Raw genomic sequence first — 13138 nt, forward strand, 5'->3', positions numbered from 1 at the left:
ATGCTGCAACCTAAGCGCAGAAAATACCGCAAGGAGCAGAAAGGCCGCAACACGGGTAAGGCTACCCGTGGCAACGCCGTGTCTTTCGGTGAATTCGGCCTGAAGGCAATGGGCCGTGGCCGTCTGACGGCCCGCCAGATCGAGTCGGCACGTCGTGCGATGACCCGTCACATCAAGCGTGGCGGCCGCATCTGGATCCGGATTTTCCCGGACAAGCCGATCTCGAAGAAGCCCGCCGAAGTCCGTATGGGTAACGGTAAGGGTAATCCGGAATACTACGTGGCAGAAATCCAGCCGGGCAAGATGCTGTACGAAATGGATGGCGTGACCGAAGAGCTGGCACGTGAGGCGTTCCGCCTCGCGGCTGCCAAGCTGCCGATCGCCACCAATTTCGTGGTGCGCCAGGTCGGGACGTAAGGAGAGCAGGGATGAAAGCATCCGAACTTCGCGGCAAGGACGCCGCCGGGCTGAACCAGGAGCTCTCCGAGCTGCTGAAGGCCCAATTTAGCCTGCGCATGCAAAAGGCCACCCAACAGCTGCAGAACACCAGCCAGCTGAAGAAGGTGCGCAAGGACATCGCGCGGGTGCAAACCGTGCTGAACGAGAAGGCGACCACGAAATGACTGAAACTGCACAAACGGAATCGTCGCTTCGCCGCACTCTGGTCGGCCGTGTAGTCAGCGACAAGATGGACAAGACCGTCACGGTCCTGATCGAAAACCGCGTCAAGCATCCTCTGTACGGCAAGTACGTGCTGCGTTCGAAGAAGTACCACGCACACGACGAAGCCAACCAGTACAAGGAAGGCGACAAGGTCGAGATCCAGGAATCGCGTCCGCTGTCGCGGACCAAGTCCTGGGTGGTTTCCCGTCTGGTCGAAGCTGCGCGCGTCATCTAAAAAACCACACGGTTTTCGGTTGACTTGCGAGTCCAGGGTTATGTGCTATAATCCTGGACTTCCGCTTTGTTGCATTCGCCTTAGCACCATCACCACGGCGAATCGACTGGGCGAACCTAGGCCGAGCGGCTCCTGATTAACCATGTTCAGGCCGCCTGGTAACTACCGACTTCAAAGTTGATCAACCCAAACGGTTGCTGGCGCAAAGCCGGAGGCCGACGGGACCAAGACTGACCGGCGGGCGTTGCCCGGTGGATTAAGTTGGGAAGATAACACCATGATTCAGACAGAAAGCCGGCTCGAAGTGGCCGATAACACTGGTGCGCGCGAAGTTCTGTGCATCAAAGTGCTGGGTGGGTCCAAGCGCCGTTATGCGAGCGTGGGCGACATCATCAAGGTGACCGTCAAGGACGCAGCGCCGCGCGGTCGCGTGAAGAAGGGCGATATTTACAATGCCGTCGTCGTTCGCACCGCCAAGGGCGTGCGCCGTGCCGATGGTTCGCTCGTCAAGTTCGACAGCAATGCCGCTGTCCTGCTGAACACCAAGCTCGAGCCGATCGGCACCCGTATCTTCGGGCCGGTGACTCGTGAACTCCGTACCGAGCGCTTCATGAAGATCGTGTCGCTCGCGCCGGAAGTGCTGTAAGGAGCCGCCATGAACAAGATTCGCAAAGGCGACGAAGTCATCGTCCTGACCGGCAAAGACAAGGGCAAGCGCGGTACCGTGCAAGCCATGCTCGGCGACAAGGTCGTGGTTGAAGGCGTGAACGTTGCCAAGAAGCATGCACGTCCGAACCCGATGCTGGGCACCACCGGTGGTGTGGTCGACAAGGTCATGCCGCTGCATATTTCCAACGTTGCGCTCGTGGATGCCAATGGCAAGCCGTCGCGCGTCGGCATCAAGGTGGAAGACGGCAAGCGCGTGCGCGTGCTGAAGACCACCGGCGCCGTCGTGGCAGCTTGATTCTGGGCAAGGATAGGAGTTGAGCATGACAGCACGTCTGCAAGAGTTTTACAAAGAACAGGTCGTACCGAAGCTGATCGAACAGTTCGGCTACAAGTCGGTCATGGAAGTGCCGCGCATCACCAAGATCACCCTGAACATGGGCCTTGGCGAAGCCATCAATGACAAGAAGGTCATTGAGCTGGCCGTGGGCGACCTGACCAAGATCGCCGGCCAGAAGCCGGTGGTGACGAAGGCCAAGAAGGCAATCGCAGGCTTCAAGATCCGCCAGGGTTATCCCATCGGCGCGATGGTGACGCTGCGCGGCGAACGCATGTTCGAATTCCTGGATCGTTTCGTGACCGTGGCGCTGCCGCGCGTGCGCGACTTCCGTGGTGTGTCGGGCCGCTCGTTCGATGGTCGTGGCAACTACAACATCGGTGTGAAAGAGCAGATCATTTTCCCCGAAATCGAGTACGACAAGATCGACGCGCTGCGCGGTCTGAACATCAGCATCACGACGACGGCTAAGAATGACGAGGAAGCCAAGGCGCTCCTCGGTGCATTCAAGTTCCCGTTCCGTAATTAAGGGGTTACCGTGGCTAAATTGGCTCTGATTGAACGTGAGAAGAAGCGCGCAAGGCTCGTGGCGAAGTATGCCGGGAAGCGCGCATCCCTCAAGGCCATTATCGACGACCAGGAAAAGTCGGAAGAAGAGCGTTATGGCGCTCGTCTGGAGCTGCAGCAGCTCCCGCGCAACGCGAACCCGACCCGTCAGCGCAATCGCTGCGCGATCACCGGTCGTCCCCGCGGTACCTTCCGCAAGTTTGGCCTGGCGCGTAACAAGATCCGTGAAATCGCCTTCCGTGGCGAAATCCCGGGTCTGACGAAAGCCAGCTGGTAATTACGCACAGGCTACAGGAGAAACAGTATGAGCATGAGCGATCCTATCGCCGATATGCTGACGCGCATCCGCAACGCCCAGGGCGTGCAGAAGGCGTCGGTTGTCATGCCGTCGTCGAAGCTGAAAGTGGCAATCGCCAAGGTCCTGAAGGACGAAGGCTACATCGACGACTACGCCGTGCAGGAAGATGGCGGCAAGGCACAACTGAGCATCGGTCTGAAGTACTACGCCGGCCGTCCGGTCATCGAGCGCATCGAACGCGTCTCGAAGCCCGGCCTGCGCGTGTACAAGGGCCGCAGCGACATCCCCCAAGTGATGAACGGCCTGGGCGTCGCGATCATCTCGACCCCGCAGGGTCTGATGACCGATCGCAAGGCACGTGCCACTGGCGTGGGCGGCGAAGTTCTCTGCTACGTCGCGTAAGGAGTAACCATGTCCCGTGTAGGTAAGGCTCCCATCGCGCTGCCCAAAGGCGCAGAAGTCAATGTGGCGGCTGGCGTGCTCTCCGTTAAGGGCCCGCTCGGCACGCTGACGCAGCCGATTCACAGCCTGGTGCAGGTCAAGGTCGAAAACGACACGCTGACCTTCGTCCCGGCCGACGAATCGCGCGAAGCAAACGCACTGCAGGGCACCATGCGCGCCCTGGTGGCCAATATGGTCAAGGGTGTGACCACCGGTTTCGAGCGCAAGCTGAACCTGGTCGGCGTGGGCTACCGTGCCCAGCTGCAAGGTACCGCGCTCAAGCTCCAGCTTGGTTTCTCGCACGACGTGATCCATGCGATGCCGGAAGGCGTGACGGCGACAACGCCCACGCAGACCGAGATCATCATCAAGGGTGCGGACAAGCAGAAAGTCGGTCAGGTTGCCGCGGAAGTCCGCGCGTACCGTCCGCCTGAGCCCTACAAGGGCAAGGGCGTTCGCTACTCGGACGAGCGCGTCATCCTGAAGGAAACCAAGAAGAAGTAAGGGGTGCAATCATGAACAAGAAAGACGCTCGTTTGCGCCGTGCACGTCAGACCCGCGCCAAGATCGCGGAACTGAAAGTCAATCGTCTGACCGTGTTCCGTACGAATTCGCATATTTACGCCCAGGTCTACTCGCCGTGCGGCACGCAAGTGCTGGCTTCGGCTTCGACCGTCGAGGCAGAAGTGCGCAAGGAACTGACCGGCAGCGGTGCTACCGCCGCCGCTGCGAGCCTGATCGGCAAGCGCATCGCCGAGAAGGCGAAGGCTGCCGGCGTGGAGACCGTTGCGTTCGATCGCGGCGGCTTCCGCTTCCACGGTCGCGTGAAGGCCCTGGCCGACGCTGCGCGTGAAGCCGGCCTCAAGTTCTAAGCGCACAAAGAGAGATACGTCATGGCAAAGATGCAAGCAAAAGTCCAGCAGGACGAACGCGACGACGGCCTCCGCGAGAAGATGATCTCGGTCAACCGCGTCACCAAGGTGGTGAAGGGCGGCCGGATTCTCGGTTTCGCTGCGCTGACCGTGGTCGGTGACGGCGATGGCCGCATCGGCATGGGCAAGGGCAAGGCCAAGGAAGTGCCGGTGGCAGTTCAGAAGGCAATGGACGAAGCCCGTCGCAAGATGGTCAAGGTCTCGCTCAAGAACGGCACGCTGCAACACGAAGTCGTGGGCAAGCACGGCGCCGCCAAGGTGCTGATGATGCCGGCCAAGGAAGGTACCGGCGTGATCGCCGGCGGCCCGATGCGCGCGATTTTCGAAGTGATGGGCGTCACCAACGTGGTGACCAAGTCGCACGGCTCGACCAATCCGTACAACATGGTTCGCGCCACGCTGGACGGTCTTCAGAAGATGAGCACGCCGGGCGAGATCGCCGCGAAGCGCGGCAAGTCGGTCGAAGACATCCTCGGTTAAGGAGTCGGACGAAATGTCGCAACAAACCGTAAAAGTGCAACTCGTGCGCAGCCTGATCGGCACGCGCGAGGATCATCGCGCCACCGTCCGTGGCCTGGGCCTGCGCCGCATCAACTCGGTGTCGGAGCTGCAGGACACGCCCGCCGTGCGCGGCATGATCAACAAGGTGTCGTACCTGGTCAAGGTTCTGGCCTGATACCGGACACGGAGAGCAAGATGCAACTGAACAACCTGAAACCGGCCGCCGGTTCGAAGCACGCCAAGCGTCGCGTCGGCCGCGGTATCGGCTCCGGCCTGGGCAAGACTGCCGGTCGTGGCCACAAGGGTCAGAAGTCGCGTTCGGGCGGCTTCCACAAGGTCGGCTTCGAAGGCGGTCAAATGCCGCTGTATCGTCGCCTGCCGAAGCGCGGCTTCACCTCGCTGACGAAGGAATTCACCGCCGAGGTGAGCCTGCGCGACATCGAGCGTCTGGAAGCGGCCGAAGTGGACCTGCTGGTTCTGAAGCAGGCTGGCCTGGTGGCTGATCTGGTCAAGAGCGCCAAGGTCATCAAGGCCGGTGAGCTGACCCGCAAGGTGACGATCAAGGGTCTGGGTGCCACCGCTGGCGCCAAGGCTGCGATCGAAGCCGCCGGCGGTCAGATCGCGGCGTAATTTAGCAGCTGATTTCGCAGCATAGGCGAGTCACAGTCGGAGCATCGTTTGGCCACGGCGAAACCCAATGCAAGCACGCAAGCCAAGAACACGGCGAAGTACGGCGACCTCAAGCGCCGGCTGATGTTCCTGGTGCTGGCCTTGATCGTGTACCGCATCGGAGCGCATATTCCGGTGCCGGGCATCGATCCTGAACAGCTCGCGAAGCTTTTCCAGAGTCAGTCGGGTGGCATCCTCGGGATGTTCAACCTGTTCTCGGGCGGTGCGCTGTCGCGCTTTACCGTCTTCGCGCTCGGCATCATGCCGTACATCTCGGCGTCGATCATCATGCAGTTGCTGACGATCGTGCTGCCGCAGCTGGAGTCGCTGAAGAAGGAAGGGCAGGCGGGTCAACGCAAGATCACGCAGTACACGCGCTACGGCACGGTGGTCCTGGCCACCTTCCAGGCGCTGTCGATCGCGGTCGCGCTGGAATCCCAGCCCGGCCTGGTGATCGACCCGGGGCTGATGTTCCGGGCCACGGCGGTGATCACGCTGGTGACCGGCACGATGTTCCTTATGTGGCTGGGTGAGCAGATCACCGAGCGGGGTCTGGGCAACGGCATCTCGATCATCATCTTCGGCGGTATCGCGGCGGGCCTGCCCAACGCGATCGGCGGTCTCTTCGAGCTGGTTCGCACCGGTTCGATGAGCATCATCGCGTCGATCCTGATCGTGGCGATCATCGCCGGCGTGACTTTCGCCGTGGTGTTCGTCGAGCGCGGCCAGCGCAAGATCCTGGTGAACTATGCCAAGCGTCAGGTCGGCAACAAGGTGTACGGCGGCCAGTCGTCGCACCTGCCGCTGAAGCTGAACATGGCCGGGGTGATTCCGCCGATCTTCGCATCGTCGATCATCCTGTTCCCGGCGACCATCGCGGGCTGGTTCACCTCTGACTCGACGGGCGCTGCGGGCCGGTTCATCAAGGACCTGGCGGCAACGCTGTCGCCGGGCCAGCCGGTCTACATCCTGCTGTACGCTGCTGCGATTGTATTTTTCTGCTTCTTCTATACGGCCCTGGTGTACAACAGCCGTGAAGTGGCGGACAACCTGAAGAAAAGCGGTGCCTTCATTCCGGGCATTCGTCCGGGCGAGCAGACGACGCGCTACATCGACAAGATCCTTGTGCGTCTGACGCTGGCTGGTGCGATCTACATCACACTGGTCTGCCTGTTGCCGGAATTCCTGGTACTGCGCTGGAACGTTCCGTTCTATTTTGGCGGAACCTCGCTGCTGATCATCGTGGTCGTCACGATGGATTTCATGGCCCAGGTCCAGTCCTATGTCATGTCGCAGCAATATGAGTCCCTGCTGAAGAAAGCGAATTTCAAGGGTAATTTGACCTTGCGCTGAAGCCGGGTCGGTACGGGCTAGGTATGGCAAAAGACGACGTCATCCAGATGCAGGGGGAGGTCCTGGAAAACCTTCCCAATGCGACGTTCCGAGTCAAACTGGAGAATGGCCACGTAGTGCTGGGCCACATCTCCGGGAAGATGAGAATGAACTACATCCGGATTCTTCCGGGTGACAAGGTGACGGTTGAGCTGACTCCATATGATCTGTCACGCGCGCGTATCGTCTTTCGGACGAAGTGAAGCGAACAGGAATTGAAGGAAGAGGAAAATCATGAAAGTGCTGGCTTCTGTTAAGCGCATTTGCCGCAACTGCAAAATCATCAAGCGCAACGGTGTCGTGCGCGTGATCTGCTCGTCGGATCCCCGCCACAAGCAACGCCAAGGCTAATCGTAAAGAGGATTGACGAATGGCACGTATCGCAGGGGTTAACATCCCGAACCACAAGCATACCGAGATCGGCCTGACGGCTATTTACGGTATCGGCCGCTCGCGCGCCCGCAAGATTTGCGAGGCCACCGGCGTTCCGTTTGACAAGAAGGTCAAGGACCTGACCGACGCCGACCTGGAAAAGCTTCGTGACGAAGTCGGCAAGGCCACGGTCGAGGGTGACCTGCGTCGTGAAACCACGATGAACATCAAGCGTCTGATGGACCTTGGTTGCTATCGTGGCGTCCGTCACCGCAGGGGCCTCCCGATGCGCGGTCAGCGCACCCGCACCAACGCCCGTACCCGCAAGGGTCCGCGTAAGGCCGGCGTGGCTCTGAAGAAGTAAAGCCGAAGGCAGAGGAAGAAACTAATGGCAAAAGGTCCGAACAACGCCGCCCAGCGCGCGCGTAAGAAGGTCAAGAAGAACGTTGCCGACGGCATTGCGCACGTCCACGCTTCGTTCAACAACACCATCATCACGATCACCGACCGTCAGGGCAATGCCCTGGCGTGGGCGACCTCGGGTGGCCAGGGCTTCAAGGGTTCGCGCAAGTCGACCCCGTTCGCAGCCCAGGTCGCAGCCGAGAACGCCGGCCGCGTGGCGCAAGACCAGGGCATCAAGAACCTGGACGTGCGCATCAAGGGCCCCGGCCCTGGCCGTGAGTCCGCTGTCCGCGCGCTGAACGCGCTGGGCATCAAGATCTCGGTGATCGAAGACGTGACGCCGGTGCCGCACAACGGCTGCCGTCCGCCGAAGCGCCGCCGCATCTGAGCGACGCCGTCGTACCCGGATAGCCGGCGGGGTTTTCCTGCCGGTGTTCCGGTGTGGTACTATCGCACGTTCACCTGCTGCATCAGCTTTGCGGCAGGTTTTCGTTTTGCGCCTTGCGTTTGTTGGATCGAAGCCTTGTTCCGCGACCCGGCGCAGCCAGTCATGCTTTTGCGCGCACCCTGCGGGGCGTGCGCTGGATAAGCCCACCGTCCGCCACTCGGCGCCCCGCAAGGGCGGAGCAGGCGGACTCGCGGCGCGTACAGAAGGCGCCGCGATCGATCAGGAAGGAAGATAAAGTGGCACGTTATATCGGCCCGAAGGCCAAACTCTCCCGCCGTGAAGGTACCGACCTGTTCCTGAAGAGCGCACGCCGCTCGCTTGCCGACAAGTGCAAGCTGGACAGCAAGCCGGGCCAGCACGGCCGCACCTCCGGTGCACGCACCTCCGACTACGGCAACCAGCTGCGTGAAAAGCAGAAGGTCAAGCGCATCTACGGCGTGCTCGAGCGCCAGTTCCGCCGCTACTTCGCCGAAGCCGACCGCCGCAAGGGCAACACCGGCGAGAAGCTGCTGCAACTGCTGGAATCGCGCCTGGACAACGTCGTCTACCGCATGGGCTTCGGCTCGACCCGCGCCGAAGCGCGCCAGCTGGTCTCGCACAAGGCGATCCTGCTGAACGGCCAGGCCCTGAACGTGCCGTCGGCACAGGTCAAGGCCGGTGACGTCATCACCATCCGCGAGCAGTCGAAGAAGCAAGTCCGCATCGCCGAGGCCCTGTCGCTGGCCGAGCAGTCGGGTTTCCCGCAATGGGTCAGCGTTGACGCGAAGAAGTTCGAAGGCACGTTCAAGCAAGTGCCGGACCGCGCCGATATCTCGGGTGACATCAACGAAAGCCTGATCGTCGAATTGTATTCGCGCTAATCGCTCGAATCTGTCCGACACCATCGAACGGTCAGGGGCTTGCGTTTCCCGTCAAGCTTCACTTTCAGCCCGACGCGCTGCCGCGCGCCGGGCTTATTGCCCATCGTACGATGGGATTTTCAGGTTCCATACGTCAGCCTTATCGGTGTAACGAGCCGAGGGTATTGAAAAGGACAACCTAATGCAAACAGCACTCCTCAAGCCTAAAATCATCGCCGTAGAGCCGCTGGGCGACCACCACGCCAAGGTCGTGATGGAGCCGTTCGAGCGTGGCTACGGCCATACGCTCGGTAACGCCCTGCGTCGCGTGCTGCTGTCGTCGATGGTCGGCTACGCCCCGACCGAAGTCACGATCGCTGGGGTGGTCCACGAGTACTCCACCATCGATGGCGTGCAGGAAGACGTGGTCAACCTGCTGCTCAATCTGAAGGGCGTGGTCTTCAAGCTGCACAACCGCGACGAAGTCACGGTGTCGCTGCGCAAGGAAGGCGAAGGCGTGGTCACGGCTGCCGACATCGAGCTGCCGCACGACGTCGAGATCATCAACCCCGGCCACGTGATCGCTCACCTGTCGGCCGGCGGCAAGCTCGACATGCAGATCAAGGTCGAGCAGGGCCGCGGCTACGTGCCGGGCAACGTGCGCAAGTTCGGCGACGAATCGGGCAAGGTCATCGGCCGCATCGTGCTGGACGCCTCGTTCTCGCCGGTGCGCCGCGTGTCGTACGCGGTGGAATCGGCCCGCGTCGAGCAGCGTACCGACCTCGACAAGCTGGTCATGAACATCGAGACCGACGGCGTGATCTCGCCCGAGGAAGCGATCCGCCAGTCGGCCCGCATCCTGGTCGACCAGCTGTCCGTGTTCGCCGCGCTGGAAGGCACCGAGTCGTCGGCGGAAGCCGCCTCGAGCCGCACGCCGCAGATCGACCCGATCCTGCTGCGCCCGGTCGACGACCTGGAGCTGACGGTGCGCTCGGCCAACTGCCTGAAGGCCGAGAACATCTACTACATCGGCGACCTGATCCAGCGTACCGAGAACGAGCTGCTGAAGACCCCGAACCTGGGTCGCAAGTCGCTCAACGAAATCAAGGAAGTGCTGGCTTCGCGCGGCCTGACCCTTGGCATGAAGCTCGAGAACTGGCCGCCCGCAGGCCTCGAGAAGTAATGTCGCTGCGTGCCGCGCGGGGCTGGTCCCCGCGCGGCGCGCGGCGATTCCGGCAGCCGGCATGTGCCGGCCGCTTCAACCGACTACCGGCCCGCGCCGAACCGGGGAATGTCCCGGCCAAGCGATAGAAGAGCTGGTCAAACATTGCAATAAAGGAATCATCATGCGTCACCGTCATGGTTTGCGGAAACTGAACCGCACCTCGTCGCACCGTCTCGCGATGCTGCGCAACATGTCCAACTCGCTGTTCCAGCACGAGCTGATCAAGACCACCCTGCCCAAGGCCAAGGAACTGCGCAAGGTCGTCGAGCCCCTCATCACGCTGGCCAAGAAGGACACCGTTGCCAACCGCCGCCTGGCCTTCGCCCGCCTGCGCGACCGCGACATCGTCACCAAGCTGTTCACCGAACTGGGCCCGCGCTACAACGCCCGTCCGGGTGGCTACACGCGTATCCTGAAGTTCGGCTTCCGCCAGGGCGACAATGCGCCGATGGCGCTGGTCGAGCTGGTCGACCGTCCGGAAATCACCGAAGCCCCGGCCGAAGAAGCCGCGGAATAAGGTCGATGCCGTCCCGCCGCCGCGACCATCGGTCCCGGCGGCAGGCGCGGACACCGCTTACAATCGAGCCAGGCTGATGCCTGGCTCTTTTGTTTTGCGGAGCCGCGTGGCGAGTGAGAGACGAGCGATGAGCGACGGCGAGATGGGCGAAACGGGCGAAACGGGCGGGACCGGCGATCCGGGCGCGGCGGACGATCCGGGCCGGACGATGCTGCTGGTGATGACGGCGCTGCCCGATGCCGAGGCCGCCGCGCGCGTGGCGCGCGCCGTGCTCGCGTCGCGCCTGGCGGCCTGCGTGAACCGGCTCGCGCCGTGCGAGTCGGAATACTGGTGGCGCGGCCAGCTCGAGACCGCCAGCGAATGGCCGCTGCTGATCAAGACCACGCGCGACCGCTACGCCGCGCTGGAAGCGGCGATCCGCCAGGCCCATCCCTACGAGGTGCCGGAGATCGTCGCGCTGCCCGTGGCGGCGGGCTTCGCGCCCTACCTCGCCTGGGTGGCCGCGGAAACGCGCCCGGCCGCAGGCGGGGACACACAGGCGTAGCAACGGCCGGCCGCGGCGGCGATGCCCGCAGCGGGCGGATGAACCAACGATTTTCAAGGACAGAGCATGGGTTTCGCAGTGGCGTCGGGCGCGTTTGGCCACCGGTTCGCGGTGGTGCGGCAAAGTGCCGCGGCGCGTTTCCTGGTAGCGCTGTCGGCGGCGCTGCTGGCCGTGCTTTGCCTCTGCCTCGGCGGCACCGCGCATGCCGCGAGCGAGGACGATTTCCTGCCGCCCGAGCAGGCCTTTCGCTTTGCCGCGCGCCAGCTGGACCCGCAGACCGTCGAGGTCCGCTTCGACGTGGCCGACGGCTACTACCTCTACCGCGACCGCTTCGCGTTCGCCGCGCAGCCGGCCTCGGTCAGGCTCGGCACGCCGGTCTTTCCGCCCGGCAAGGTCAAGTTCGACGAGACCTTCGGCAAGGAGATGGAGACCTATCACGGCGGCGTGACCATCCGCGTGCCGGTCGCGTCGCTGCCCGCCGACGGCAAGTGGTCGCTGGCGGTGACTTCGCAGGGCTGCGCCGACAAGGGCCTGTGCTACCCGCCGCAGGAGCACGTCTTCAAGGTCGGCGGCGGCATGCTGGACGGCCTGTTCGGCAAGCGCGCCAGGCCCGAGTCCAGCCCCGCAGGCGCCGCCGCGCAGGCGGAAGGCGCGGGTAGCGTCGGCAGTGCCGACAGTGCCGGCGCCGCGCCGGCCGCTCCGGCTCCCGCCGCGCGCCTGGCGGCCGCGGTGGACGAGAACGACCGCATCGCCGGCGCGCTGGCCAGCCGCAACCTCGGCCTGGTCGCCGCGCTGTTCTTCGGCCTCGGCCTGCTGCTGACCTTCACGCCGTGCGTGCTGCCGATGGTGCCCATCCTGTCTTCCATCGTGGTGGGCGAGCACGTCACGCGCGGCCGCGCGCTGCTGGTGTCGCTGTCCTACGTGCTCGGCATGGCGGTGGTCTACACCGGCGTCGGCGTGGCCGCCGGCCTGCTTGGCGAAGGCCTGTCGGCGGCGTTGCAGGCGCCCTGGGTGCTGGCGTTGTTCGCCGCGCTGATGGTGGCCCTGTCGCTCTCCATGTTCGGCCTGTACGAGCTGCAGTTGCCGCAGCACTGGCAGGCCCGCCTGACCGAATCGTCCAACCGCCGCCAGGGCGGGCAACTGGTGGGCGCCGCGGTCATGGGCGCGATCTCCGCGCTGATCGTCGGCCCCTGCGTGACGGCGCCGCTGGCGGGCGCGCTGGCCTATATCGCGCGCACCGGCGACGCCGTCACCGGCGGCGGCGCGCTGTTCGCGATGGCGCTCGGCATGGGCGTGCCGCTGGTGCTGGTGGGCGTGGGCGCGGGCAACCTGCTGCCGCGCGCCGGCCGCTGGATGGAGATGACCAAGCGCTTCTTCGGTTTCCTGCTGCTGGGCGTGGCGCTGTGGATGGTCAGCCCGGTGCTGCCGGCCTGGGCCCTGATGACGGGCTGGGCGGCGCTGCTGCTGGTGGGCGCGGTGTTCCTGAGCGCCTTCGACGCGCTCGGCCCGGATCCGCACGGGCTGGCCCGCGTGGGCAAGGGCCTCGGCCTGCTGGCCGCGCTGGCCGCCGCCATCCTGCTGCTGGGGCTGGCCTCGGGCGGCCGCGATCCGCTGCAGCCGCTGGCGCACCTGGCGGCGCTGCGGGCGGTTCCGGAGGCCACCGCCGGCCGGCTGCCCGAGGTGCGCTTCGAGCGCGTGCGCTCGCTGGCCGAACTCGACGCGCGCGTGGCGCGGGCCGCCGCCGCCGGCCAGCCGGTGCTGCTGGATTTCTACGCGGACTGGTGCGTGAGCTGCAAGGAGATGGAGCGCTTCACGTTCAGCGACGAGCGCGTGCGCGCGCGCCTGTCCGGCGTGGTGATGCTGCAGGCCGACGTCACCCGCAACAATGCCGACGACCGCGCGCTGCTCAAGCGCTTCGGCCTGTTCGGCCCGCCCGGCATCATCCTGTACGGCGCCGACGGGCGCGAGCGGCCGGTGCGCGTGATCGGCTACCAGCCGGCCGCGCGCTTTCTCGACAGCCTGTCGCGCGCGTTCGGCGCCAACGCCAGCGCCTGAGCCGGCGCGGATCCGGATCCGGTACGGGCCGGGAG

Annotated in this window: 23 protein-coding genes; all 23 read left to right on the plus strand. The window is 63.9% G+C overall.

Features of this window, described 5'->3' with window-relative positions; translation table 11 throughout:
- The 23 genes from rplP (at position 1) to dsbD (ending at position 13103) form a co-directional block, all read left to right on the plus strand.
- Positions 1 to 417: a 50S ribosomal protein L16 gene (gene rplP / locus AC3WXD_RS31195; RefSeq protein WP_006160465.1), complete on the plus strand. Its 417-nt coding sequence runs from the start codon at positions 1 to 3 to the stop codon at positions 415 to 417.
- Positions 418 to 428: 11 nt separating this feature from the next.
- Positions 429 to 623 (plus strand): 50S ribosomal protein L29, encoded by a 195-nt coding sequence (gene rpmC, locus AC3WXD_RS31200; RefSeq protein WP_020203850.1) that lies wholly within the window; start codon positions 429 to 431, stop codon positions 621 to 623.
- Complete coding sequence (rpsQ, locus tag AC3WXD_RS31205) at positions 620 to 898, plus strand: 30S ribosomal protein S17 (RefSeq protein WP_020203849.1); 279 nt, start codon at positions 620 to 622, stop codon at positions 896 to 898. Before rpmC ends, rpsQ begins: the two co-directional genes overlap by 4 nt.
- Before the next feature lie 277 nt (positions 899 to 1175).
- Complete coding sequence (gene rplN, locus AC3WXD_RS31210; protein ID WP_017225233.1) at positions 1176 to 1544, plus strand: 50S ribosomal protein L14; 369 nt, start codon at positions 1176 to 1178, stop codon at positions 1542 to 1544.
- A 9-nt stretch (positions 1545 to 1553) separates the two neighbouring features.
- Positions 1554 to 1862, plus strand: a complete 309-nt coding sequence (rplX, locus tag AC3WXD_RS31215) for a 50S ribosomal protein L24 (protein ID WP_017225232.1) — start codon at positions 1554 to 1556, stop codon at positions 1860 to 1862.
- Positions 1863 to 1887: 25 nt separating this feature from the next.
- Positions 1888 to 2430 carry a 50S ribosomal protein L5 gene (rplE, locus tag AC3WXD_RS31220; RefSeq protein ID WP_020203848.1) on the plus strand — a complete coding sequence of 181 codons (543 nt, stop codon included), beginning with the start codon at positions 1888 to 1890 and terminating at the stop codon, positions 2428 to 2430.
- 9 nt (positions 2431 to 2439) lie between these two features.
- Positions 2440 to 2745, plus strand: a complete 306-nt coding sequence (gene rpsN, locus AC3WXD_RS31225; protein ID WP_081651439.1) for a 30S ribosomal protein S14 — start codon at positions 2440 to 2442, stop codon at positions 2743 to 2745.
- Positions 2746 to 2772: 27 nt separating this feature from the next.
- Complete coding sequence (gene rpsH, locus AC3WXD_RS31230) at positions 2773 to 3168, plus strand: 30S ribosomal protein S8 (RefSeq protein ID WP_010812384.1); 396 nt, start codon at positions 2773 to 2775, stop codon at positions 3166 to 3168.
- A 9-nt stretch (positions 3169 to 3177) separates the two neighbouring features.
- Entirely contained in the window at positions 3178 to 3711 is a 534-nt protein-coding gene (gene rplF / locus AC3WXD_RS31235) for a 50S ribosomal protein L6 (protein ID WP_020203847.1), read from the plus strand.
- 11 nt (positions 3712 to 3722) lie between these two features.
- Positions 3723 to 4079, plus strand: coding sequence for a 50S ribosomal protein L18 (gene rplR / locus AC3WXD_RS31240; RefSeq protein ID WP_020203846.1), 357 nt, complete (start codon positions 3723 to 3725; stop codon positions 4077 to 4079).
- Positions 4080 to 4100: 21 nt separating this feature from the next.
- A complete protein-coding gene (gene rpsE, locus AC3WXD_RS31245) occupies positions 4101 to 4619 on the plus strand; it encodes a 30S ribosomal protein S5 (RefSeq protein WP_006160449.1) in 519 nt (172 codons plus the stop codon).
- 13 nt (positions 4620 to 4632) lie between these two features.
- Positions 4633 to 4815: a 50S ribosomal protein L30 gene (rpmD, locus tag AC3WXD_RS31250; RefSeq protein ID WP_006160440.1), complete on the plus strand. Its 183-nt coding sequence runs from the start codon at positions 4633 to 4635 to the stop codon at positions 4813 to 4815.
- A gap of 20 nt (positions 4816 to 4835) precedes the next feature.
- Positions 4836 to 5270 carry a 50S ribosomal protein L15 gene (gene rplO, locus AC3WXD_RS31255; RefSeq protein ID WP_020203844.1) on the plus strand — a complete coding sequence of 145 codons (435 nt, stop codon included), beginning with the start codon at positions 4836 to 4838 and terminating at the stop codon, positions 5268 to 5270.
- Between the two features lie 48 nt (positions 5271 to 5318).
- Entirely contained in the window at positions 5319 to 6662 is a 1344-nt protein-coding gene (gene secY / locus AC3WXD_RS31260) for a preprotein translocase subunit SecY (RefSeq protein WP_020203843.1), read from the plus strand.
- A 23-nt stretch (positions 6663 to 6685) separates the two neighbouring features.
- Positions 6686 to 6904 carry a translation initiation factor IF-1 gene (gene infA, locus AC3WXD_RS31265; protein ID WP_010812378.1) on the plus strand — a complete coding sequence of 73 codons (219 nt, stop codon included), beginning with the start codon at positions 6686 to 6688 and terminating at the stop codon, positions 6902 to 6904.
- A 31-nt stretch (positions 6905 to 6935) separates the two neighbouring features.
- Entirely contained in the window at positions 6936 to 7052 is a 117-nt protein-coding gene (rpmJ, locus tag AC3WXD_RS31270) for a 50S ribosomal protein L36 (protein ID WP_008642959.1), read from the plus strand.
- A gap of 19 nt (positions 7053 to 7071) precedes the next feature.
- On the plus strand, positions 7072 to 7437 hold the full coding sequence (gene rpsM, locus AC3WXD_RS31275; RefSeq protein WP_020203842.1) for a 30S ribosomal protein S13: 366 nt from the start codon (positions 7072 to 7074) through the stop codon (positions 7435 to 7437).
- Between the two features lie 24 nt (positions 7438 to 7461).
- The gene (rpsK, locus tag AC3WXD_RS31280) at positions 7462 to 7863 is read left to right on the plus strand and encodes a 30S ribosomal protein S11 (RefSeq protein ID WP_017225223.1); all 402 of its coding nucleotides are present in this window, start codon (positions 7462 to 7464) and stop codon (positions 7861 to 7863) included.
- 296 nt (positions 7864 to 8159) lie between these two features.
- Positions 8160 to 8783: a 30S ribosomal protein S4 gene (gene rpsD, locus AC3WXD_RS31285; protein ID WP_020203841.1), complete on the plus strand. Its 624-nt coding sequence runs from the start codon at positions 8160 to 8162 to the stop codon at positions 8781 to 8783.
- A gap of 181 nt (positions 8784 to 8964) precedes the next feature.
- The gene (locus tag AC3WXD_RS31290) at positions 8965 to 9945 is read left to right on the plus strand and encodes a DNA-directed RNA polymerase subunit alpha (RefSeq protein ID WP_017225222.1); all 981 of its coding nucleotides are present in this window, start codon (positions 8965 to 8967) and stop codon (positions 9943 to 9945) included.
- 163 nt (positions 9946 to 10108) lie between these two features.
- Positions 10109 to 10504: a 50S ribosomal protein L17 gene (gene rplQ, locus AC3WXD_RS31295; protein WP_029043791.1), complete on the plus strand. Its 396-nt coding sequence runs from the start codon at positions 10109 to 10111 to the stop codon at positions 10502 to 10504.
- A 208-nt stretch (positions 10505 to 10712) separates the two neighbouring features.
- Positions 10713 to 11048 carry a divalent-cation tolerance protein CutA gene (cutA, locus tag AC3WXD_RS31300; protein ID WP_043366869.1) on the plus strand — a complete coding sequence of 112 codons (336 nt, stop codon included), beginning with the start codon at positions 10713 to 10715 and terminating at the stop codon, positions 11046 to 11048.
- A 66-nt stretch (positions 11049 to 11114) separates the two neighbouring features.
- Positions 11115 to 13103: a protein-disulfide reductase DsbD gene (gene dsbD, locus AC3WXD_RS31305; protein WP_492325385.1), complete on the plus strand. Its 1989-nt coding sequence runs from the start codon at positions 11115 to 11117 to the stop codon at positions 13101 to 13103.
- Positions 13104 to 13138: the final 35 nt, after the last annotated feature.

The organism is Cupriavidus sp. FW216-B1, assembly GCF_058789195.1.